We start from the raw sequence: 21,648 nt of genomic DNA on the forward strand, positions 1-21,648 counted from the left end.
TCCTCACGGCGCCCGATCGCGCTCCGCCTGCTCTGCTGCCCATCGACCTTGCGACACGACGTATCGCACCTCGCGCCGACGTAACGACCCCATCCCGGTCGGACGAGGGAAGACGATCGCCGTCGGGCCGCATTCACGCTTGTTCGCGCGTGCGCTCTGCCCTCGACTTCGGGCCGCCGTGCCGTTGCACGGCCCTGACTTGATCACGCCGCCCCGACGACCGGCCCGGGTCGGCGGCGACTATAGGAAAGCACGACGACGTGTAAATCCGGCGCTTGAGGATAGCGATATAACGGCAGGAAATACCGGGCGCCCGGCACCCACGCCCGTTCGCCGGATGGCCGTCCGCCTCGAGAGCGCCCGGCGCGCGGCGGTCATCGCATGCTCAAGGCCCGGATGAACTCCGCGGCCGCCGGCGGGAGCGGCGTCTTGCGGCGGGTGATCACCTCGTAGGCCTGGCTCTTCGAGCGCAATCTGAAATTGAGCGTCCGCGCCGCGCCGAGATCGACGAAGAAGGCCGCGACGTCGCTCGACAGGAGCGCGATGTATTTCGGGCTGGAATGAAGCAGCGACATCGTCGCGAAGGCCGATCGCGTCTCCACCAGCGTGCGTGGAAAGGCCAGACCGGCCTCGCGGTATTCCTGCTCGAGCGAGATGCGCATCGGCATCATGGCGGTGTAGACGATCCACCGCGACTGCGACAGCTCCGCGAGGGTCACCCGCTTGCGCTCGACGAGCGGATGGGCCGGGTTGGCGACGACCGTGAGCAGCTCGTCGTGGAACGCGACGGTGTCGTAGAGCTCGGGCCTGCCGCTGACGGAGCTTCGGCCGATCATCAGATCGAGGTCGCCGCGGTCCAGCAACCGCAGCAGTTCCACGCTCGTATCCTCGAGGATCTCCAGCGAGACGTTCGGGAAGCGTTCGGAGAACGTCCCGATCGCCTCGGTGACGATCGGGGTCGCCCCCATGATCGTCCCGATGCGCAGCTTCGCCCAGGCGCCTTCGGCGATGTGACGCAACTCTTCCTCGAGGCTGCCGATCTGCGACAGCATGACCTTCGCGTGGCGGATCGCGCAGGCCCCCGCGATGGTCGGCGTCAGGCCCCGGTTGGTCCTGGTGAAGAGCTGCTGCTCCACCATGTCCTCGATCTCCTGCAGGCTCTTGGTCGCCCGCGGCTGGCTCATGCCGATGCGCGTCGCCGCCCCCTTCAGCGAGGCGCTGTCATCGATCGTGGCGAGGAGGAGCATCTGCCGCATCGTCAGGCGGCCCAACCCGCGGGTGACAGGCTCCGACATTCGATATTCGCTTTCGTTATATCCGTATCGGAATTCAAGGTATTTACAGCAGAGAACTTACCGGTAGCTTCACGGCAATTGCGACCGCACCGGACCCGATGGGTCACGGGAGCGCCGTTGCCGAAGATTGCGTAAAGGTGGAGGAAGCCGTTGCCGCTGATCAACTACGTCACCCGGGTGCAGTTCGGGTACGGGGTGCTCGACACGCTCGACGCGGAGCTGTCGCTCGCACGGATCGACCGGGCCTTCATCGTGACCGACGCCACGCTCCAGCGCCTCGGCATGGTCGACCGGATCCGCACCCGGCTCGGCGACAGGGTCGTCGACGTGTTCGATGCGACGCCCAGCAATCCCGACGAGGCCGCGGTCCGTGCGGCCACCGACCTCTTCCGGGCCTGCGGTGCGGACGGCCTGGTGGCGTTCGGCGGCGGTTCGGCGCTCGACCTCGCCAAGGCCGTCGCCGTCATGGCCGCCCATGACGGCCCGCTGAAATCGTTCGCCGTCATCGAGGGCGGCTCCGAGCGCATCACCGCCGCCACCTTCCCGACCGTCGCGATCCCGACGACGTCGGGGACGGGCAGCGAGGTCGGCCGCGGCGCCATCCTCATCCTCGACGACGGCCGCAAGGTCGGCCTCCTGTCGCCCTACCTGATCCCCAAGGCCGCGATCTGCGATCCCGAGCTGACGCTGAGCCTCCCGGCCACGCTCACGGCGGCGACCGGCATGGATGCGATCTCTCATTGCATCGAGACCTTCCTGGCTCCCTCCTTCAACCCGCCGGCGGACGGGATCGCGCTCGAAGGCCTCCGTCGCGCCTGGGGGCACATCCGCGCCGCGACCGAGACCCCGCAAGACCGCGACGCCCGCCTGAACATGAGCATCGCCGCGACGATGGGCGCGATGGCGTTCCAGAAGGGGCTGGGCTGCGTCCACAGCCTCAGCCATTCCCTCGGCGGTCTCAATCCGCGGCTGCATCACGGCACGCTCAACGCCATCTTCATGCCGGCCGTGCTGGCGTTCAACCGCGACGACGCGACCGTGATGGCGGAGGGGAAGTTCGCCCGGCTCGCGCAGGCGATGGGCCTGAAGGACGAGGAGGAGGTCATCCCGGCCATCTCCCGGATGACGAAGCAGATCGGCTTGCCGAGCGGGCTCTCCGCGCTCGGCGTCGAGGAGGCGCTCTTTCCCCAGATCGTCTCGGGCGCGCTCAAGGATCATTGCCACAAGACGAACCCGCGCGAAGCGTCGGCGGCGGATTACCTGGCGATGCTGGAAGGCTCGTACTGACGCTTCGTCGGCGGCACGTCGCTCGAACGGGCCGCCGGTCCACCGCGATCGCGGCGCGAAAGCGCGACGACGGCGAGAGGCCGCGACGCATCTCGTGACGCGCCCGCACCGTGCCGGCGGCGTGACGGCGCGCCGGATTCCGGCGCTCGGTGTCCGGCGCGCCACCAAGGCCGTCTGCCCGCCGGGCGGTCCGGGACACCAAAATACGACCAAGCAAGAGGGGAAACGATGTCCATGGAAGCTGATAACGCCCTGCAATCGGCGACGCTGAGGACCGTGACGTGGCGGCTCATCCCGTTCGTGATGCTGCTCTACTTCATCGCCTATCTGGACAGGGTCAACGTCGGCTTCGCCGCGCTGACGATGAATGCGGATCTCGGTTTTTCCGCCACGATCTACGGCATCGGCGCCGGGGTCTTCTTCATCGGCTACGCGCTGTTCGAGGTTCCGAGCAATATCTTCCTGCACAAGGTCGGTGCCCGCATCTGGATCGCCAGGATCATGATCACCTGGGGCCTTCTGTCGGCCAGCATGGCCTTCATCCAGGGCCCGATCAGCTTCTACATCGTGCGTTTCCTGCTCGGCGCGGCGGAGGCCGGCTTCTTTCCGGGCATCATCCTCTACCTGACCTACTGGTACCCGGCGAAGGCGCGCGGCAAGGCGGTGGGCCTGTTCATGGTCGCGATCCCGCTGTCGGCGATGATCGGGGCTCCGGTCTCCTCCATGCTCCTCGGGGTCGAGGGGTTCGGGATGAAGGGCTGGCAGTGGATGTTCGTCATCGAAGCCGTTCCGGCGCTCCTGCTCGGCTTCGCGGTGCTGGCCTACCTGACCGGCCGGCCCGAGAAGGCCGCGTGGCTGCCGGTGGAGCAGCGTGACTGGCTCATCCGGACGATGGAGGCGGAGCGCGCCGGCATCGCGAGCGATCACGGTCACAAGTCGCTGAAGACGGCACTCCTCGACAAGAAGGTCCTCGGCTTCGCGTTCATCTACTTCTGCGTCGTCATGGGTTCGTACACGCTCGGCTTCTGGCTGCCGCAGATGATCAAGAGCTTCGGCACCATGAGCAACCTGCAGATCGGCATGGCGACCGGCGTCGTCAACCTGTTCGCCGTGATCGCGATGATCTACTGGACGCGGCGGTCCGATGCCCGCCAGGAGCGGGTCGGCCACTTCGCGACGGCCGCCCTCCTGGCATCCCTCGCCTTCGGCGTCTGCGCGGCCACGCTGACGACGCCCGCCATCGCGATCGTGGCACTGACCTTCGCGGCGATCGGCATCTACTCGGCCCTTCCGACCTTCTGGACCCTGCCGACCTCGTTCCTGACCGGCGTCGGCGCGGCTGCGGGCATCGCGCTCATCAACTCGATCGGAAACCTGGCCGGCTATCTCGGACCGTTCGTCATGGGATATCTCAAGGATACGACCGGCAGCTACAGCAGCGGCCTGGTGATCGTGTCCGGCCTTCTGGCCGGCGGTGCGGGGTGCCTTCTCCTGCTCGCGCGCAAGAAGAACCGGATCGGCGCGATGGAACACGCTCATTAACGACTGGCGACTGGGATGCGGGAGGCGTGCCGAAAATCGGCACGCCTGGGAAAAGCGCCCGATCGGCTCGCGATCGGGCGCTTTTCCATGACTGTGGTGTTGACGGATTTCTATCGACGACCCGTCAGGTGACGGACGGCTCGTCGGGGCGGTCAATTCGTGCAGCCGCGGCTCGCGAGGAGGAGGGCGGCCAAGAGCGTCCTCCCCGATCCGCCCGCATCGCGTCCCCGGGGAGGGCGGAGGGATGCTCAGCCCGTGTCCGAGGCGCCGGGCATCGAAGGGTTTGACGCATCCAGCGGCGGTCCGGCCGTGCCGTCTCGGTCCCTACCGGGAGGTCCCGATCCCCGCTCCCGTTACCGCGTCGCCGCCACCACGATCCGGGTCCGGCTGATGAAGGCGCGCGGGTCGGCGCCCTGGTGGCCGTAGAGGTCGCGGGTGACCGTCACGCTCTTCGGCCCCAGCGCCTTGCGGCACTCCTCCTTGACGAAGGTCTCGCCGAGCGGCGTCTCGTCGCCGACGGGCTTGGCCTCGGCGCAGGTCCAGCCGTCCTCGCCCCAGTGGCCCCGGGCCTGGATCCCGAGGAGGTGGCCCTTCTTGCGCAGGTAGAGCGGCACCGCGTCGTCGGTCTCGATCACCAGCCCGTCCACCCGCGCGTCGTCGCCCACCAGCAGCGTGAGGCGGGCCGGGTGCCCGGCGACCCGGGTGCCGTTGCGGGTGGTGCCGTCGGCGTAGGAGAAGCCGATGGCGTGCAGCCCCTTGGCGTCGGCCGGGCAGGCGCGCCAATCGGTCCAGCCGGCGAGGGGCTTGGCCGGGCCTTCGCGGCAGGCGAGGTCGCCGTAGCCCTTCGGCGAGATCTCCGAGACCGGCATCCCGACCTTGATGTCGCGCAGGTCCGCGATCTCGGGGCCGGCGGCCAGAGCCGGGCCGGCGCAGGTCAGGGCGGCGAGGATCGCCAGGTCAGTGCGAGACGGTCGGCGCATCCGAGCCCTCCTTCTTGCGGTAGACGTCGCAGGCCCGGGAGGTGGTGCCGAAGAAGGCGGTGCATTCCTCGAAGGTCGGCTCGCCCTTGCCCTTGAGCTGGGTGGCGACGTAGCCCGCTACCGCGTCGATCTCCGCCGGGCGCAGGAACACGGCCGTCTCCGGCGGCATGTTGCCGGCCATGTCGGCCTTCAGCGAATCGTAGCACTTCACCGAATCGTAGGCGCCGCGCAGGTGGTAGGGCATGCCGGTCCCGGGCCGGCCGCAGCGCACCACCTCGGCGATCTGGTCCTTGTCGAGCTGCGTCTTGCGCAGGGACAGGGCCTCGCCGCCATAGCCGCCGCCGCCGCCGCCATGCCACTTGTGGCAGCCCGAGCAGGCCTTCTTGAATACCGCGAGGTCGCCCTCGCCGCCGCCGCTCCTGACCCCCTGCGCCCAGGCCGCCGGGGAGGCGAGCGCCAAGCCGGCCAGCGCCAGGCCGGCGAGCAGTGCCGGCATTACCAGTTTCCGCATCCGCATGAACCTCTTGCGTGACCTCGTGCGTGGGGATCCCGCGCGTGGCGGGGCGCCGCCGGCGCCCCGCCTCAAGGAATGTCGGCTCAGAGCGCGAAGACGTAGAGCATCGAGCCGGTCTGGATGTTCTTCAGCTCCGGGGTCGAGTCGATGAACCACTTGTCCCAGGCGCCCCCGAGGCCGACCAGGATCGCGACGTACTGCTTGCCGTCGACCGTGAAGGTCATCGGGGGCGCGTTGACGCCGCTGCCGGTGCGGAACTCCCACAGCTTCTCGAGGCTCCTGGCGTCGAGCGCCATCACGCCGCCGCCGGGCTCGCCGGTGAAGACGAGGTCGGGCGTCGCCAGCATGCCGCCGAGCAGCGGGAACTGGGTCTCGTGCTTGCCGGCGACCTTGCCGGTCTTCACGTCGATCGCCGTCACGCTGCCGGTGATGCGGAACGGGTTGGTCGGCCCGCCGCCGGTGAAGAACTCGCGGGGTTTCAGGTTGGCCTGCGTCATCGCCTCGTGGGTGACGCGGTTGCAGCTCTCGATGACCGGGATGTACCAGTATTGCAGGTTCGGATTGTAGGCGGTCGGCGGCCAGTTCTTGCCGCCCATGTTGCCCGGGCAGAAATCGGCGGTCTTGTTCTCGGCCGAAGGGGTCGCTGCCGGGTTGTAGCGCTGCACGTCCTTGTTCGGGTCGTACTCGAACGGCTTGCCGGTATCGGGGTTGATGCCCTTGGTCCAGGTCACCTTCTTGACGAACGGCGTCGCCCAGACGAACTGGCCGTTGGTGCGGTCGACCGCATAGGCGTGGCCGTTGCGGTCGGCCTCGATGGCGAGCTTGCGGCCGCCGGCATCGACCAGAAGGTTCTCCGACACGCTGTCATAGTCGTAGGGGTCGTTCGGCGTGTGCTGGAAGTGCCATTTGATCTTGCCGGTCGTCGCGTCGAGGGCGAGCGTCGAGTCGGTGTAGAGGTTGTCGCCCGGGCGGTAGGCGTTGTCCCAGTCCGGACCCGGGTTGCCGGTGCCCCACACGATGGTGTCGGTGTCGGGGTCGTAGGTGCCGGTGACCCAGGTCGAGCCGCCGCCGCTGACGGCCGCGTTGTTGTTACCCTTCCAGGTCTCGTAGCCCGGCTCGCCCTTGCCCGGGATGGTGTGGGTGCGCCAGACCTCCTTCTCGGTCTTCAGGTCGGTGGCGGCGATCCAGCCGCGGATGCCGTACTCGGCGCCGCCGACGCCCGAGATCGCCATGCCCTTCACGATCAGCGGTGCGCCCGTGATGGTCTCGCCCTTGTCGGGATCGGCGACCTGGCGCTGCCAGGCGACCTGGCCGGTCTCCTTGTTGGTGGCGATCAGGCGTCCGTCGAGGGTGTGGCTGACCACGAGGTCGCCCCAGAGCGCGACGCCGCGGTTGTTGACGCCGCAACAGGCGACCGCGCCGGCCCATTCGCGGTCGGTCTTCGGGTCCATCTTCCAGAGGAGCTTGCCCTCGCCGCCGCGTGTGTCGATCTTGTAGACCGAGCCCCACCCGTCGGTGACGAACATCATGCCGTTCTCGACGATCGGGGTGCCCTCGAGCCCGCCGTGGCTCCAGATGCCGCCGGATTCGATGCCGCCCAGCGCCATCGTCCAGGCGACCTTGAGGCCCTTGACGTTGTCCTTGTTGATCTGGGTCAGGGTCGAGAAGCGGTGGCCGGCGAAGTTCTTGTGGTGCTGGATCCAGTTGCCTTCCTCCTTGTCGGCGTTCAGCAGGCGCTCCTGCGTGACGCCGCCCTCGGCGGCGAGCGCCGGGGGCAGCGAGAGGGCACCGGCGGCGAGCGCGGCGAGGGAGGTGGCGGCAAGGATGCGCCGCGCCGTCCGGGACGTCGTCATGGGGGTCTCCTCCGGGCCGCCGTCTTTTGGGACGTGTCGCCGCGCCGCGGGCAGCCGCGCGGCCGGCGTCTTTTATTAAGAAATAAATCCTAGTTCGCGGCGCGAACCTCGACCGGCACCTCGACCGGGCCGGCCTTGCGGAAGCTCGCCGAGCAGGTGAAGCGCTCGCCGGCCACCAGCGGCTGGCGGGTCTGCAGCAGCATCACGTGCATGCCCTCGGGCGTCAGCGCGGTCTCGCCGGAGGCCTTGAGGGCGATGGCCTGGACCGGGCGCCTGGAGGGCGGGCCCTCGCCGCCCTTGTCGACCGTGACGCGCTCGCTGAAATTCGCGAACGGGCAGCGGAAGCGCACCAGCGAATCGGCCTCGGCCGCACGGTTCATCACCGTCAGGTGCAGGGGCACGTCGGACCCGACCTTCTCGGTGGGGGCGACCGAAGCGTGCAGCACGTCGATCTCGCCGGCCAGGGCCGGGACACAGCCCAGCAACACAGCAAAGGCCACGCTCACCGTGCGGCGCCGGTAGTCGAGAGACGCTCTCAGCGACGGCATGGCGTAGCCGTCCAGGCGTCAAGGCGCGACATGGATGACGACATCCATTATCCTCCCTCTCGTGTCAGCTTCGCCTTTTGGCGGCGAATTGTCCGAGAGGGTAGCCGTCAGGGTTGCGTCGTCAAGGTCTTATTATAAGGCTCGCATAAAAGTTGCCCGCGACCGATCGGCCGGGAGAGCCGCCCCCTCGCACACCCGTCCGCATCGCCCTAGCTGCCGGGGACGGCGCCGAGCGCCGCGACCGACCAGGGAGATGCGCGATGGCGAAGACCGATCCGACCGAAAAGGCGACGAGCGGCCGCTTCGACGTCCGGGCGATCGCCGACGCCCTGCCGGCGAGCGCCACCACGATGCTGGTCGACACCTACCTGACCGACCGGCCGGCGGCGAGCGCCCGGGTGTTTCGCGTCTACCGGCCGACGCCGGCGCATTACCACGAGGGGTGCGACGAGTACCTCTACGTGCTCTCGGGCCGCGGCACGTTCTGGATCGGCGACGCGTCCGACGAGGCGGAGTTCGGGCCGGGCCAGCTCCTGTTCTTCGAGCGCGGCGTCGTCCACGCCCTGCCGCGGCTGATCGAGGAGCCGGTGGTCTTCCTCTCCGTCGACACGCCCCGCCGGGCGCCGACCGACGTGATCTTCGTCGATGCCGCGAGCGGCTCGGCGGAGACCTTCATGGCGCGCAACGCGGCCGAGCCCGATCCGGCTTGACCTCCCCGGCTCCGGCCGCGATGCACGGAGCACAACAAGCGGGAGGACGCGACATGACGGGCGTGAGCGGGACGGGCGCGGGCCGGGTGGCCCTGGTCACCGGGGCTGCGCGGGGCATCGGGCTTTCGGCGGCGCGGCTCCTCCTGGAGGAGGGCTGGCGCGTCGCGCTCCTCGACATCGACGGGCCGGCGCAGGAGGCGGCCGTGGCCGAGATCGCCCGGCCGGACGACACGCTGGCGCTCACCGGCGACGTCGCCGACCCGGAGGCCGTGGCGGCGGCGGTGGCGGCCGTGGAGGCCCGGTTCGGCCGCCTCGACGCGCTCGTCAACAATGCCGGCACGGCGGTGTTCAAGCCGCTCCTCGACACCACCCCGGCCGAGTGGGCCCGGGTGCTCGCCGTCAACCTGACCGGCCCGTTCCTGTGCGTGCAGGCGGCCGCCCCGCTGATGGCGCGGGGCGGCGGCGGGGCGGTCGTCAACATCACGTCGATCTCGGGGCAGCGCGCCTCGACCCTGCGGGTCGCCTACGGCACCAGCAAGGCGGCGCTCAAGCACCTGACGAAGCAGCAGGCGGTCGAGCTCGCGCATCTCGGCATCCGGGTGAACGCCGTGGCGCCTGGGCCCGTCGACACCGCGATGGCCAAGAAGGTCCACAGCCCGGCGATCCGGGCCGACTACCACGACGCGGTGCCGCTCAACCGCTACGGCCTGGAGCGCGAGATCGCCGACGCCATCGTGTACCTGTGCGGGGCGCGCGCGAGCTACGTCACCGGCCAGACCCTGGCGGTGGATGGCGGATTCGACGCCGCCGGCATCGGCCTGCCGACCCTGCGCCGGGACCTCGCGGCGCGCTGACGGCGCACCCGGCGCGACCGGCGCCGGGAGGAATCTCATACGATAATCCGGTTGATCGCTCCGCGATGCGGATTTCAGCTTCGCTCAAGCGCCGCGCGGGCTGGTGATACCGTGTCCGGAAGGGATCTTCCGGACACGGTATCACTCGCCCCGGGCCAGGAACTGCCGGAACCGCTCGGAGCGCGGCGCGGAAAACACCTGCTCGGAGGGGCCGTCCTCCAGGATCCGGCCCTCGTGCAGGAAGATCACCCGGTGGGCGACGTCGCGGGCGAACGCCATCTCGTGGGTGACGACCAGCATGGTGCGGCCCTCCTCGGCGAGCGCCCGCATCACCCGCAGGACCTCGGCGACGCGCTCGGGATCGAGGGCGGAGGTCGGCTCGTCGAAGAGCAGGACGCGGGGGTGCATGGCGAGCGCCCGGGCGATGGCGGCGCGCTGCTGCTGCCCACCCGAGAGATGGGCCGGGTAGTGGTCGCGCTTGTCGGCGATGCCGACCTTCGCGAGCAGCGCCTCGGCCTCGGCGACGCACTCGGCCTTCCTGCGCCCCAGCACGTGGACCGGCGCCTCGATCACGTTCTCCAGCACCGTGCGGTGGGACCAGAGGTTGAAGCTCTGGAACACCATGCCGACCCGGGCGCGGATGCGGTCGACTTGTCGGGTATCCGCCGGAATCCGGCCGCCGCGCTTGGCGCGCCAGGCCACCGCCTCGTCGCCGACCACGACCTCGCCGGCCTCCGGAACCTCCAGGAGATTGATGCAGCGGAGCAGCGTCGACTTGCCGGAGCCCGACGAGCCGAGGATCGCCACCACCTCGCCCTCGCGGGCCGAGAGCGAGACGCCGCGCAGGACCTCGAGTTGTCCGAAATGCTTGTGCAGGTCGCGGACCGCGACGGCCTCGGGACGAGTCGGGGAGGGGGCGAGCATGGGCGGGTCCGACAATCAGGCGGGGCGGGCCACCGGCCGCGGGCGCAGGTCCGGGGAGAGCCAGGCCTCGGCGAGCCGCAGGGCGCCGATGATCACGAAGGTGAGGGCGAGGTAGAAGGCGCCGGCGCAGACGAAGACCTCGAGCGCCCGGAAGCTCTGGGCGATCAGCTTCTGGGCGAGGCCGGTGATCTCCATAAGTGTGATGGTGGAGGCGAGCGAGGTCGCCTTGACCACCGAGATCACCTCGTTGCCGTAGGCTGGCAGGGCCTGGCGGGTGGCGAGCGGCAGGGTGACGCGGCGAAACAGCAGGAGCCGCGGCATGCCGCAGGCGCGGCCCGCCACCAGCGCCCCGTACGGTACCGACAGGACCGCGCCGCGGAAGATCTCCGCCGTGTAGGCGCCGGTGTTGAGGGCGAGCGCCAGGAGCGCGCACCAGTACGGCTCGCGGAAGAACGTCCATAGCCCCCAGGCCTGGAGCGTCGGCCGGAACTGCCCGAGCCCGTAATAGATCAGGAAGATCTGCACGAGCAGGGGCGTGCCACGAAACACGAAGATGTAGAGCCGGGCGAGCCAGTCGGCGGGCGCGACGCCCGAGAGCCGGCCCCAGGCGGCGAGCGCCGCCAGGACGCCGCCGAGGGCGACCGAGCCGGCGGTGAGGCTCAGGGTGAGGGGCACGCCGCCGAGCAGCGTCCGGATGGTCGATTCGAGGAACGCGACGTCGATCATCGGGTCCCCCGGCGCGCGTGCGACTCGGCCCGGGAAAAACCCCAGGTCGAGAGCGAGGTGATGGCGAGGTAGAGGGCGCCGGCCGCGAGGTAGAAGGTGAAGGGCTGGCGGGTCGAGCCCGCCCCGACCTGGGCCTGGCGCAGCAATTCGACGAGGCCCGTGACCGAGACCAGCGCCGAGTCCTTGAGCAGGATCTGCCAGACGTTGCCGAGGCCGGGCAGCGCGTCGCGGGCGACGAGCGGCGCAACGACCCGGCGCAGGATCAGCCCGCGATGCATGCCGACGGCGCGGGCCGCCTCGATCTGCCCGCGGTCGAGGGCGAGGTAGGCGCCGCGGAAGACCTCCGCCTGGTAGGCGCCCGAGATCACCCCGAGCGCCACGACGCCGACCCCGAAGGCCGGCACGCCGATGAACCCCTCCGCGCCGAACCAGCTCCCGACCACGCCGAGGGCCGCGCTGCCGCCGAAATACATCAGGTAGATGACGAGCAGGTCCGGCACGCCGCGCAGGAGCGTGGTGTAGCCGTCGGCGAGCGCCCGTAGGGGCAGCAGCCCGGAGAGCTTGGCGCTCGCGGCGAGGCCGCCGAGCACGGCCCCGAGCAGGAAGCCGCACAGGGCGAGGCTCAAGGTGGTTCCGGCGGCGACGAGCAGCGCGCCGCCCCAGCCGCCGGGGCCGAAGCCGAGAAGGGTGAAGGCGCTCACGCGGATGCGGCCCCCGTCCGACGACGTGCCATCAGCCCTGCGGGGTCATGTCGGCCTTGAACCACTTGAGCGAGAGCTTCTTCAGGGTGCCGTCGGCGATCACCGCGTCGATGCCCTCGTCGAGCTTGGCCTTCAGCTTCGCCTCGCCCTTGCGCAGGCCCATCGCCACGCCGCGGCCGAGGATGCCGCCGCGAAAGCGCGGCCCGGCCAGCATCACCGTGTCGGCGAATTCCGGCTTCTCGACGGTCGCCCGAAGGGGAGCGTCGTTGGCGAAGATCGCGTCGATGCGGCCGGCGGCGAGGTCGAGGTCGTGCTGCTCGGTGGTCTTGTACTCGCGCACCTCGACGGTGCCCTTGAGGTACTTGTCCATGAAGGCGGCGTGGATGGTCGAGACCTGGACGCCGACGGTCTTGCCCTTGAGGAGCGGCTTGATCGCGTCGAGGGCCTTCGCCGCCTCGGCCTCGTCCATCAGGCTGAACTTCTGGCCGCCCATCGGCAGCTTGGCGAGCGGCCCGTTGCGGTCGACCGCGAAGCCCGAGGAATCGCCGCTATAGGGCTTGGTGAAGTCCACCACCTTCAGGCGGGCGTCGGTGATCGTCATGCCCGACATGATGGCGTCGAACTTCTTGGCGTTGAGGCCCGGCACCACGCCGTCCCAGTCCTGGGCCACGAACTCGCACTTGATCTTCGCGCGGGCGCAGATCTCGCGGCCGAGCTCGATCTCGTAGCCGTCCAGCGTGCCGTCCGGCTTGGTGAAGTTGTAGGGCGCGTAGGCGCCCTCGGTGGCGATCCGGACCGTCGCCGGCACCGTGTCCTCCGCGCGGGCCGCCCCCGCGCAGCCGATGGCGAGGGAGAGGACGAGGGCGAGAGCAGACCTGATTGTCATTGTGGCGTCGTTCCCGAACCGTTGAGGCGTTCCCACGCGCAGCTAACCCGCAAGCCCTGCCTCAAGGCAAGCGCTTGCATGCCCGCACGATGCGAACGGCATGCCACCGGAGGTTTGCACTCACAGGCAAGCGCTGCTATGGCGCCCCCGCGGGCGGAGCGCCCGCCAGGAGTTGAGCGATGGCCCCGAGGGCAGAGGCGCGACGACGGATCGGCTGACCGATCCGCCCTTCCTCATCGACGCCCGCCCGAGAGTGTGCCCGTGACCACGCTTCCCCTCGTCATCCGTCCCGAATCCCCGCGCGACAACGACGCCATCGAGCGCCTGCACGAGCGCGCCTTCGGGCCCGGACGCTACGCCCGCACCGCCTTCCGGCTGCGCGAGGGCGTGCCCCATCTCTCCGACCTCTCGTTCACCGCCCTCGTCGGCACCCTGCTCGTCGGGTCGATCCGGGTCTCGCCGGCCCGGGCCGGCGCGAGCCCGCTCCTGGTGCTCGGGCCGCTCACCGTCGACCCGGCCTTCGGCAGCCGCGGCATCGGCGGCGCCCTGATGCGCGCCTCCCTCGACGCGGCGCGGGAGGGCGGGCACGGCCTCGTCATCCTGGTCGGCGACGCGCCCTATTACGCCCGCTTCGGCTTCCGGGTGCTGCCGCCGCGCAAGCTCACCCTGCCGGGCCCGGTCGATCCGGGCCGGTTCCTCGGCCTCGAGTTGCGTGAAGGCGCGCTCGCCGAGGCCGGCGGCAGCGTCGTCGGCGGGGCCTGAGGCCTCAAGCCGGATCGGCCTCGCCGCGATAGGCGTCGAGCGGGATCGTGCCGCCCTTGCGGGTGACCTTTTGCTCGTCGCCCGCCGGCAGGGCCCCCTCGAAGAGGTCGATCCGCTTCCAGGCCAGGAAGGGCTGGTGCCCGTCCGCGTCGGGCAGGTGCGGCGACAGCTCGGTGCCCCGGCTCCGGTGGATGTAGCGGCCGCAATTGACGAAGATCTTTTCGACCGAGACCCGCACGACGTGGTCGGCGCCCGGATAGAGCGCGAGCAGGCCGGGATCGTCGGCGAGCGCTGCGGCGCCGTGCACCCGCAGGCGGTGCGGATTCTCGAAATCGATGAAGAGCAAGCCGATGCGGGGATTCTGCCCGAGATTGCCCAGCGTCAGGAACATCCCGTTGCCGTCGTAGCTCGGAAAAATCAGCTCGCTCGGGCCGGTGATGCGCACGAAGCCCGGGGGGCCGCCCTTGTAGGACACGGTGGGCTGGCCGTTGTCGTCGACGGTGCTGAGGAAGACCATCGTGGCACCGGCGATGAAGTCGCGCTCCGGCGCCTCGAACGCCGCGTGCGCGTGGTCTTCCAGCCGGTCGGCGAGACGGCGCGTGCCGTGCTCGTCCTGCAGGCGCCGGTGGCTCTCGCCGAAGAAGACGCTCATCGTTTCCCCCCTGGCTCTTCGGCCGTTCGCGGCCGTTACCCCGGTCTAGCACGGGGGCGGGGGGCCGTCGCACCCGCCCTTACGGCTGCGGCGCGACGGATCTCGCGAAGGCCGGCGCCCCGTCCCGGGGACGGCGCGCCGATCAACGACCGCTTCAGTCCTTCATGATCTGGCCGTCCGGCCCGACCTTCACTTCCTTCTCGTTGTCGGCCAGCGCCACCTTGATCTCGTAGGCGACGGCCGAGCCCTCGCGCTCGACCTCGGCCTCGTAGGCCTTGCCGCCGCCGGCCTGCTTCTCGGCGATCGCCAGGGCGTCCTTCAGCGAGACCTTGGCGTTGTTGAAGTCAGCGACCTTGAGGCGGGTGAAGTAGCGCTCGATCGGCTGGTTCTCGCTCTTGTAGAGCTCGCCGGTGTCGGCGTTGATGCCGTGCTCGACCAGCTTGCCGTCCGGATAGACGACCTTGATCGACCAGTGGGTCGGGTTCTTGCCGTCGGCCTTCTCGAAATCGGCGTCGATGGCGCGGCCGTTGCCGTCCTTCTTCTCGGCGGTGGCGATGGCGTCGGCCAGGCTGATCTTGGCAAGCTTGACGGCCTGCCACTCCTTCATGTCCTTCATGTCTTTCGTCGCGACCGGGGCGGTGGTCGTGCCCATCGGGGCGGTGCCCGGCGCGGTCGGGGCGGTCGGCGCCGTCGTCTGGGCGAGGGCGAGGCCGGTGGTGAGGGCGAGGGCGCCGGCGGTGGCGAGGAAGCGGGTCAGCATCGTGGTCTCCGAGGGCGTCTGAGCCATCCATCAGGGACACCGGAAACGCCGCTCCCCCGACTTGGTTGCCCATTGGGCAACATGCTCGCGCGCGAGGCAGGGCCGGACCTGGAACGCACATACTCCCCGCCAGTTGGCTGGACATCACCGGACCCGACGGAGCCCGACCTCCCGAAACCCCCGTTCGCCCGCCGGAAGCCGATCCCGATGCCCGGCCGACGCCGAGATGGATCCCCGTCCGGATTACGGCGAGACGCGCTACCGCGGCTCGGGGCGGCTCGCCGATCGCAAGGCGATCGTCACCGGCGGCGACAGCAGCATCGGCGAGGCGGTCGCGCTCGCCGTCGCGCGCGAGGGTGCCGACGTGCTGATCGCCTATCACGACAAGCACGAAGACGCCCGCGAGACCGCCAAGCCGGTCGAATCCGCCGGGCGGCGGGCGGTGCTGGTGCCGGGCGACATCGAGGATCCGGCCCATTGCCGCGCCGTCGTCGAGAAGGCGGTGGCGGCGTTCGGGCGGGTCGACGTGCCGGTCATCAACGCCGCCCACTGGAGCATTTTCCGACGAAGTGCATGCCGGTTCGTCGAAGAAAATGCCGCAAAACTAAAAATCGAGAGAGCTTCGCGATTGCGACACGATCGTGAAGTTCTCTATGCCGTAGCGATTGATTAACTATCTAAGCCAGATGGCGATGGCCGCAGGCTTGACGAAGCCCATATCGTTGACAAGCAATTTGTCATAGCGCGTGGCCACCCACCGAAACCGCTTCAGCTTGTTGAAGAAGCACTCGATCTGGTTACGCTCCTTGTACACATCGCGATCAAATTCACGTGCGACTTTACGGTTGCGGCGCGGCGGGATCACCACCGTCGCGCCGCTCGCGCTCACCACCTCGACTAAGCGGTCTACAACGTAACCTTTGTCCGCGATCACAGATCCAGGCTCGAACCCATCGATCGACGCACTGCCGCGTGTTGCGTCATGCTCCGGGCCAGGGCCGCCGATCAGCCGTACCGGCAAGCCAAGACCATCGGTGGCCGCGTGGATCTTCGTCGTCAGACCGCCGCGTGACCGACCCGGGCCCTGGGCATTCGCCCCCTTCGATCTTGCGCGCGCCCGCAGCCTGACCGTCGCGCGCACAATCGTCGCGTCCCGCATCAGACAGTCCAGATCGGCCTCCTGGGCCAGAGCATCCAGCATCTCGTCCAAAACACCACGAGCGATCTAGTCATAGTACCGCCGCTTGACCGTGTCGGGTTTGCCAATCGACAGCCGTGCGGCCGCTAAAGTGCGGCTAGGCGCGACGCAGGCCGCCGGGCGAGCAGCAGTCCGTGCCTGCGCCAAGGAACAGTGAATCGACGACGACGATTGGCAGGACCGTCGATGGTCAGGGTGATGAGGCATGCTGCCATCCGCGACGCTGCGAGGGTGGGGACCGGCCGGCGGACGTGGTGCTGGATAGCTGCGGTCAAGTTGCTCACGATCTCCCTCAGTGAGGAGGCGTCTCTCAACCGCAGCATGGTTCCTTGTTGGTCGAGGGAGCGCAACAGGCGCTGGCCTTCCGCTGCTCAAGCCAGCGATCACGCGGCTTGCAGCTCGCTGCACGCGGCGACAGGGCGACGCGCAGCACCCCGTCCGCCGACACCGGGCTGCCGGCGCAGTGGAGCTGCATGGGAGACACCCCGTCGCTGACCTCGAACGTCAGGCGAGCGCTCAGGTCGAGGCCTACGTGCTCGGACACCTTGCGGATGATCGCGGCGAACTTGCCCGCCGTCATGTGCGTGCGGTCGCCGTCGACCACGTCCCAGAGCTGCACGAAGATCTCCGACCACGCTTCGGGACTGCCGCCGCAGTCGAGGGCGGCGAACTGCCCGGCCTTCACCTCGGTGACGTGGTAGCCGGGGCGGATCGTCCGGCCCTCATACGCGAACGCCAAGGGTGCGGTCGGCTGGACGTCACAGGCCGCCAGCAGCGCCCCGAGCTGAATGTCCTCTGCGACCGCTGGCGGCGGCAGGGTCACGTCCATCTTGGCAACGTCGAGCATCGGTGCTACCTGTCAATTTCATACTTCCAGGATTATCGAAACGTGGAAGAGCGTCAAGCCCTTCTGGCCTTCGCGGCCCTTGCGCAGGAAACGCGCCTGCGCCTCCTGCGCCAGCTCGTGATCGCCGGCCCGGAGGGTGTCGCTGCCGGCACCCTCGCCAGCGAGGTCGCGGCCCCAGCCTCCACCGTCTCGTTCCACCTGAAGGAGCTGGAGCAGGCCGGCCTGATCGCCTCGCGGCGGGAGGGGCGCTCGATCATCTACAACGCCGCGTATCCGGCGCTGTCGGGCCTGATCGCCTTCCTGATGAAGGACTGCTGCCAGGGCAGGCCGGAGGTCTGCACCCCGGCAGTCGCTGCGCTGACCGCCTGCTGCACAGAGGTCGGGGAGGTCCGCGCGTGACCGTCACCATTTACCACAACCCGAACTGCGGCACCTCGCGCAGCACCCTCAAGCTCCTGCGGGCCTACGGCATCGAGCCGGTGGTGATCGAATACCTGAACACCCCGCCGTCCACGCCGGAACTCATCGCTCTGCTCGACCGCATGGGCGTGCCGGTGCGCGAGGTTCTCCGCGAGAAGGGCACGCCCTACGCGGATCTCGGGCTGGGTAACCCGGTCCTGACGGACCACGAGCTGCACGCGGCCATCCAGGCGCACCCCATCCTGCTCAACCGACCCATCGTGGTCACGACCAAGGGCGCGAAGCTCTGCCGCCCGTCCGACGTGGTGCTGGATCTCCTGCCGGACGAGCTGCCGGACATGACCGCGACCCGCGACGACGGCACCCCGTATCTCAGGGACGACCCGACCAGAGGCGACAGCCCCGACCTGGCTGCAGCCCTGAGAGCAGCGGGCCTGCCGACAGCCGACCTGACTGATCCCGGCCGCACGTTCTTCCACTACACCACCCTGGATCGCCACGGTGTCGGCTGGGGCGGGTTCGAACTCTACGGCGCGGACGTGCTGCTGCGCTCGCTGGCCGTGATGCCGCGCTTCCACGGCCGGGGCTACGGGCGCAACCTGACGGCGCTGCTGATGCGGCGGGCCTACGATCAGGGCGCGCGCCGGGCCTACGCGCTGACCAGCGAGCCTCATGCCCGCGCCTTCTTCGAGCGGCTGGGCTTTGCCGCCTGCGACCGGGCGTCGGCTCCGGCGACCATCCAGAACACGCGCCAGGCGAGCGGGCTGTGCCCAGCCTCGGCGACGCTGCTGACCAAGCGCATCACCTTCTGAAAGCTCGGCCCATGTCCACCTTCGAACGCTACCTGACCCTGTGGGTCGCCCTCTGCATCGTCGCCGGCATCGCGCTCGGCCATGTGATGCCGGGGTTCTTCCACCTGGTCGGTGAGGCCGAGATCGCCAAGGTCAACCTGCCGGTCGCGGTGCTGATCTGGTTGATGGTCATCCCAATGCTGCTCAAGATCGACTTCGCCGCGCTCGGCCAGGTCGGCCGGCACTGGCGCGGGATCGGCGTCACCCTTCTGGTGAACTGGGCGGTCAAGCCCTTCACGATGGCGCTGCTCGGCTGGCTGTTCGTGGGCTACCTGTTCAAGCCCTACCTGCCGGCCGACCAGATCAACAGCTACATCGCCGGCCTCATCATCCTGGCTGCCGCGCCCTGCACCGCGATGGTGTTCGTGTGGTCCAACCTCACGAAGGGCGAGCCGCACTTCACGCTGTCGCAGGTCGCGCTCAACGACAGCATCATGGTGGTGGCCTTCGCCCCGATCGTCGGCCTCCTGCTCGGCCTGTCCTCGATCACGGTCCCGTGGAGCACGCTGGTGCTCTCGGTCGTGCTCTACATCATCATCCCGGTGATCGTGGCGCAGCTCGTGCGCCGCGCCCTGCTGGCTTCGGGCGGGCAGGCGGCCCTGGATCGGCTGCTGCACACCCTCGGCCCGGTGTCGCTGGTCGCCTTGCTCGCCACCCTGGTGCTGCTGTTCGGCTTCCAGGGCGAACAGATCCTGGCGCAGCCGCTCGTCATCGCCCTGCTGGCCGTGCCGATCCTGATCCAGGTCTATTTCAACGCAGGCCTGGCCTACCTGCTCAACCGTCTGGCCGGGGAGCAACATTGCGTTGCCGGGCCCTCGGCGCTGATCGGCGCGTCGAACTTCTTCGAGCTGGCCGTTGCCGCCGCGATCAGCCTGTTCGGCTTCAACTCGGGCGCGGCCCTCGCCACGGTCGTGGGCGTTCTCATCGAGGTGCCGGTGATGCTGACGGTCGTCTGGATCGTGAACCGCAGCCAGGGCTGGTATGAGCGCGGCGCGGCGCGCAAGGGCAGGGCGCTCGAGCCGGCCTCCCGTGAGGTCTGAGCCCGGCGGGCGCAGCCGCCTCGCCGTCATCTCCGCCCTGGGCGTCGTCGAAATCCTCGCCTGGGGCTCGTCGTTCTACCTGCCGGCGATCCTCGCCGGCCCGGTCGCGGACAGCACCGGATGGCCGCTCGCCGGAATCGTCGGCGGCCTGACCCTCGGCCTCCTGGTCGCCGCGTTCGCCTCGCCGCATGTCGGTGCGGCCATCCAGCGCCACGGCGGCCGGCCGGTCCTCGCCCTCGCGGCGCTGCTGCTGGCAGCAGGTCTCGTCATCCTGGCCGTCGCGCCGGTCCTGCCGGTCTACCTGATCGGCTGGCTGTTCCTCGGCCTCGGCATGGCCTGCGGCCTGTATGACCCGGCCTTTGCCACGCTCGGCCGCCTCTACGGCGCGGCTGCACGGCCGGCGATCACGACGCTGACCTTGTGGGGCGGGTTCGCCAGCACGGTCTGCTGGCCGCTGTCGGCGTTTCTGGTTGCGCAGGTCGGCTGGCGTGGCGCGTGCCTGGCCTACGCCGGCCTGCACCTCCTCGTCGCTCTACCGCTGGTGCTGCTGCTCATCCCACGAGCCCCGGCGCTCCCGGCGACAGCGGACACCCACACCTCGGCGGCCGGCCCGCTCTCGTCACCCGAGCGGAAGGCGTTCCTGCTGTTCGCCGGGGTGCTCGTGCTCGGCGGGGCGATCATGTCCCTGGTGTCGGTCCACCTCATCACCCTGCTGCAGACGCGCGGCGTCGCGCTCGCCTCGGCGGTGTCCTACGGAGCGCTGATCGGGCCGGCGCAGGTCGGCGCGCGGATCGTGGAGATGGCGTTCAAGGGCCGGCATCACCCGCTCTGGACGCTGACGGCAGCCTTCGGCCTTGTCGCACTCGGTCTCGCGCTGCTCGCCGGCGGCGTGCCGGGTGTCGGGATCTGGCTGGTGCTCTACGGCGGCGGCAACGGAATCTCCTCGATCGCGCGGGGCACGGTGCCGCTCGCGCTGTTCGGCCCGGATCGCTACCCGCTGCTGGTCGGTCGTCTGGCACGGCCAGGACTGATCGCCCAAGCCCTGGCTCCACCGGCTGGCGCGTTCGTGCTCACCCACGCCGGCGCTGATCCGTTGTGGTGGCTGTTGCTCGCCCTCGCCCTCATCACCCTCGGCATGATCGGGGCACTGTGGCGGACGCGTTAGCTGTCCCTCCGAATCCGCGACGGCATTCGCGGTCACGGCTGATGTCACCCTCGGGACGTTGCCGTTCCACCTCGTCCGCATGACGGCGCAATGCGCCAGGTGACGAAGCTCGACGCCCTGAGAGCTACAGTGGAGGCCGAGACACTGGCCTCCACACCCCTTGAGTTTGCTCGCCCACGTCGACTTTCTCAAGCGCGCCCCGCGCAACGCCCTCCAGCATCGGAAGTTAGCGGTAGCCGAATGGGCGCGGCTGCAATGGAGGTGCGAATCTTCTGCGATACGCACCAGCGCCGGCCAATCGTTCAGGACAGCGAGTGCATCGCTCGGCCGTGTCGCACCCTAGCGGTAAGTGCGCGTCGATCACGACGCAGCTTGAGGTGCCGGAATAGATGCGGTCAGTTCGGGGGGGGCGCTGCCAGCGCTCTTGATACGAGCCGCACTGACACGTCGGAAAAGCCCTTAATTTTTAAGGGCCTTGTGCAGAATATCAAAACCGTACTGGAATCGTAGCAAAGAACACCGCCAAACACGCAATACTATGGTGTTCGTGATGCTTGGCGGAGAGGGAGGGATTCGAACCCCCGATGGACTTGCGCCCATGCCGCATTTCGAGTGCGGTGCATTCAACCGCTCTGCCACCTCTCCGCGGGCGCCGTCGCCAGCGCAGGCGGGGCATTAGCATGGGTTCTCGCCGCTCCACAAGCGGGGAGGGGCGAGAAATTCGCGCTCAGGCGATCGCGCGGCTGCCCGCGAGGCTGATGCGGCGTTGGCCGGGGAGGCGGGTCTCGGCGGGGCGGCGCTCGGCGCGGGACTGGGCGAACAGCACCGCGCCGGCATGGCCGGCGACGCGCACCAGGTCGGTCTCGGTGCAGGCCGAGGCGACGCGCAGGCCGAGGGCGTGGAGGTGGCTCTTGCCGTAAAGGTAGGCGGCGAGGCGGGCGCGGGTGCCGGACGGAATGTCGGCCAGCACCGTCTCCACCATCTCGGAATCGCCGCGGTAGAGCGTGCCGAGCACGTCGAGGGGAACGGGACAGTCGTCGGGGGCGGACGGGCGGGCCTGCGGCGCGGGCATGGGAACCTCGGGGAGGGCGACGGGAGAAGTCGGCAAGGGATCGTGAATTGCCGTCAGGGTC

Annotated in this window: 22 protein-coding genes, 1 tRNA gene and 2 pseudogenes; 10 read left to right on the plus strand and 15 right to left on the minus strand. The window is 69.4% G+C overall.

Annotation, left to right across the window (positions count from 1 at the left end):
- Positions 1–374: 374 nt before the first annotated feature.
- The gene (locus HPY23_RS00295; protein WP_091886961.1) at positions 375–1,295 is read right to left on the minus strand and encodes a LysR family transcriptional regulator; all 921 of its coding nucleotides are present in this window, start codon (positions 1,293–1,295) and stop codon (positions 375–377) included.
- 150 nt (positions 1,296–1,445) lie between these two features.
- Here HPY23_RS00295 and HPY23_RS00300 point away from each other — a divergent pair, with 150 nt between their 5' ends.
- Both HPY23_RS00300 and HPY23_RS00305 read left to right on the plus strand, forming a co-directional pair.
- A complete protein-coding gene (locus HPY23_RS00300; RefSeq protein ID WP_091886963.1) occupies positions 1,446–2,582 on the plus strand; it encodes an iron-containing alcohol dehydrogenase in 1,137 nt (378 codons plus the stop codon).
- A 234-nt stretch (positions 2,583–2,816) separates the two neighbouring features.
- Positions 2,817–4,124 (plus strand): MFS transporter, encoded by a 1,308-nt coding sequence (locus HPY23_RS00305; RefSeq protein ID WP_091886965.1) that lies wholly within the window; start codon positions 2,817–2,819, stop codon positions 4,122–4,124.
- A gap of 353 nt (positions 4,125–4,477) precedes the next feature.
- Here HPY23_RS00305 and HPY23_RS00310 read toward each other — a convergent pair whose 3' ends face one another.
- The 4 genes from HPY23_RS00310 to HPY23_RS00325 form a co-directional block, all read right to left on the minus strand.
- Positions 4,478–5,104 (minus strand): hypothetical protein, encoded by a 627-nt coding sequence (locus tag HPY23_RS00310; RefSeq protein ID WP_060846230.1) that lies wholly within the window; start codon positions 5,102–5,104, stop codon positions 4,478–4,480.
- On the minus strand, positions 5,082–5,600 hold the full coding sequence (locus tag HPY23_RS00315; protein WP_082742429.1) for a c-type cytochrome: 519 nt from the start codon (positions 5,598–5,600) through the stop codon (positions 5,082–5,084). The genes HPY23_RS00310 and HPY23_RS00315 overlap by 23 nt, the downstream gene beginning before the upstream one ends.
- A gap of 101 nt (positions 5,601–5,701) precedes the next feature.
- Positions 5,702–7,471 (minus strand): PQQ-dependent dehydrogenase, methanol/ethanol family, encoded by a 1,770-nt coding sequence (locus HPY23_RS00320; RefSeq protein WP_091886967.1) that lies wholly within the window; start codon positions 7,469–7,471, stop codon positions 5,702–5,704.
- A gap of 89 nt (positions 7,472–7,560) precedes the next feature.
- Positions 7,561–8,019 (minus strand): copper chaperone PCu(A)C, encoded by a 459-nt coding sequence (locus HPY23_RS00325; protein WP_091886969.1) that lies wholly within the window; start codon positions 8,017–8,019, stop codon positions 7,561–7,563.
- 260 nt (positions 8,020–8,279) lie between these two features.
- Between HPY23_RS00325 and HPY23_RS00330 the strand changes: the two genes are divergently transcribed.
- Positions 8,280–8,729 carry a cupin domain-containing protein gene (locus HPY23_RS00330; RefSeq protein WP_060846227.1) on the plus strand — a complete coding sequence of 150 codons (450 nt, stop codon included), beginning with the start codon at positions 8,280–8,282 and terminating at the stop codon, positions 8,727–8,729.
- A gap of 53 nt (positions 8,730–8,782) precedes the next feature.
- The gene (locus HPY23_RS00335; protein WP_091886971.1) at positions 8,783–9,583 is read left to right on the plus strand and encodes an SDR family NAD(P)-dependent oxidoreductase; all 801 of its coding nucleotides are present in this window, start codon (positions 8,783–8,785) and stop codon (positions 9,581–9,583) included.
- A 141-nt stretch (positions 9,584–9,724) separates the two neighbouring features.
- Here the strand turns inward: HPY23_RS00335 and HPY23_RS00340 are convergent, their stop codons facing one another.
- Genes HPY23_RS00340 through HPY23_RS00355 form a run of 4 tightly spaced genes read right to left on the minus strand, consistent with a single transcriptional unit; the run spans position 9,725 to position 12,820 of the window.
- Entirely contained in the window at positions 9,725–10,507 is a 783-nt protein-coding gene (locus HPY23_RS00340; RefSeq protein ID WP_060846225.1) for an ABC transporter ATP-binding protein, read from the minus strand.
- A 15-nt stretch (positions 10,508–10,522) separates the two neighbouring features.
- Positions 10,523–11,233: an ABC transporter permease gene (locus HPY23_RS00345; protein ID WP_060846224.1), complete on the minus strand. Its 711-nt coding sequence runs from the start codon at positions 11,231–11,233 to the stop codon at positions 10,523–10,525.
- Complete coding sequence (locus HPY23_RS00350; RefSeq protein ID WP_060846223.1) at positions 11,230–11,934, minus strand: ABC transporter permease; 705 nt, start codon at positions 11,932–11,934, stop codon at positions 11,230–11,232. Before HPY23_RS00350 ends, HPY23_RS00345 begins: the two co-directional genes overlap by 4 nt.
- Positions 11,935–11,965: 31 nt before the next feature.
- The gene (locus HPY23_RS00355; RefSeq protein ID WP_060846222.1) at positions 11,966–12,820 is read right to left on the minus strand and encodes a transporter substrate-binding domain-containing protein; all 855 of its coding nucleotides are present in this window, start codon (positions 12,818–12,820) and stop codon (positions 11,966–11,968) included.
- A gap of 261 nt (positions 12,821–13,081) precedes the next feature.
- Between HPY23_RS00355 and HPY23_RS00360 the strand changes: the two genes are divergently transcribed.
- Complete coding sequence (locus HPY23_RS00360; RefSeq protein WP_060846221.1) at positions 13,082–13,582, plus strand: GNAT family N-acetyltransferase; 501 nt, start codon at positions 13,082–13,084, stop codon at positions 13,580–13,582.
- A 4-nt stretch (positions 13,583–13,586) separates the two neighbouring features.
- Here the strand turns inward: HPY23_RS00360 and HPY23_RS00365 are convergent, their stop codons facing one another.
- Both HPY23_RS00365 and HPY23_RS00370 read right to left on the minus strand, forming a co-directional pair.
- Positions 13,587–14,234, minus strand: coding sequence for a pyridoxamine 5'-phosphate oxidase family protein (locus tag HPY23_RS00365; protein ID WP_091886973.1), 648 nt, complete (start codon positions 14,232–14,234; stop codon positions 13,587–13,589).
- A gap of 154 nt (positions 14,235–14,388) precedes the next feature.
- Positions 14,389–14,994: a PepSY domain-containing protein gene (locus HPY23_RS00370; RefSeq protein WP_060846219.1), complete on the minus strand. Its 606-nt coding sequence runs from the start codon at positions 14,992–14,994 to the stop codon at positions 14,389–14,391.
- A 207-nt stretch (positions 14,995–15,201) separates the two neighbouring features.
- Between HPY23_RS00370 and HPY23_RS00375 the strand changes: the two are divergent.
- Positions 15,202–15,556 (plus strand): annotated as a pseudogene (locus HPY23_RS00375) (SDR family NAD(P)-dependent oxidoreductase); the annotation flags it as partial.
- 111 nt (positions 15,557–15,667) lie between these two features.
- On the opposite strand, the pseudogene HPY23_RS00380 reads toward HPY23_RS00375, so the two are convergent.
- Both HPY23_RS00380 and HPY23_RS00385 read right to left on the minus strand, forming a co-directional pair.
- Positions 15,668–16,258: pseudogene (locus HPY23_RS00380) on the minus strand (IS5 family transposase); the annotation flags it as partial.
- Between the two features lie 244 nt (positions 16,259–16,502).
- Complete coding sequence (locus HPY23_RS00385) at positions 16,503–17,039, minus strand: DUF6428 family protein (RefSeq protein WP_236012744.1); 537 nt, start codon at positions 17,037–17,039, stop codon at positions 16,503–16,505.
- A gap of 42 nt (positions 17,040–17,081) precedes the next feature.
- Between HPY23_RS00385 and HPY23_RS00390 the strand changes: the two genes are divergently transcribed.
- Genes HPY23_RS00390 through HPY23_RS00405 form a run of 4 tightly spaced genes read left to right on the plus strand, consistent with a single transcriptional unit; the run spans position 17,082 to position 20,515 of the window.
- Positions 17,082–17,438 carry an ArsR/SmtB family transcription factor gene (locus HPY23_RS00390; protein ID WP_091886977.1) on the plus strand — a complete coding sequence of 119 codons (357 nt, stop codon included), beginning with the start codon at positions 17,082–17,084 and terminating at the stop codon, positions 17,436–17,438.
- Positions 17,435–18,271 carry an arsenic resistance N-acetyltransferase ArsN2 gene (gene arsN2 / locus HPY23_RS00395; RefSeq protein WP_091886979.1) on the plus strand — a complete coding sequence of 279 codons (837 nt, stop codon included), beginning with the start codon at positions 17,435–17,437 and terminating at the stop codon, positions 18,269–18,271. Before HPY23_RS00390 ends, arsN2 begins: the two co-directional genes overlap by 4 nt.
- An 11-nt stretch (positions 18,272–18,282) precedes the next feature.
- The gene (gene arsB / locus HPY23_RS00400) at positions 18,283–19,350 is read left to right on the plus strand and encodes an ACR3 family arsenite efflux transporter (RefSeq protein WP_091886981.1); all 1,068 of its coding nucleotides are present in this window, start codon (positions 18,283–18,285) and stop codon (positions 19,348–19,350) included.
- Positions 19,340–20,515 carry an MFS transporter gene (locus tag HPY23_RS00405; RefSeq protein WP_091886983.1) on the plus strand — a complete coding sequence of 392 codons (1,176 nt, stop codon included), beginning with the start codon at positions 19,340–19,342 and terminating at the stop codon, positions 20,513–20,515. Before arsB ends, HPY23_RS00405 begins: the two co-directional genes overlap by 11 nt.
- Positions 20,516–21,070: 555 nt before the next feature.
- Here the strand turns inward: HPY23_RS00405 and HPY23_RS00410 are convergent.
- A tRNA-Ser gene (locus HPY23_RS00410) sits at positions 21,071–21,160 on the minus strand.
- Between the two features lie 82 nt (positions 21,161–21,242).
- The gene (locus HPY23_RS00415; RefSeq protein ID WP_091887017.1) at positions 21,243–21,587 is read right to left on the minus strand and encodes a hypothetical protein; all 345 of its coding nucleotides are present in this window, start codon (positions 21,585–21,587) and stop codon (positions 21,243–21,245) included.
- Between the last annotated feature and the right edge of the window lie 61 nt (positions 21,588–21,648).

The organism is Methylobacterium ajmalii, assembly GCF_016613415.1.
GTDB lineage: Bacteria > Pseudomonadota > Alphaproteobacteria > Rhizobiales > Beijerinckiaceae > Methylobacterium > Methylobacterium ajmalii.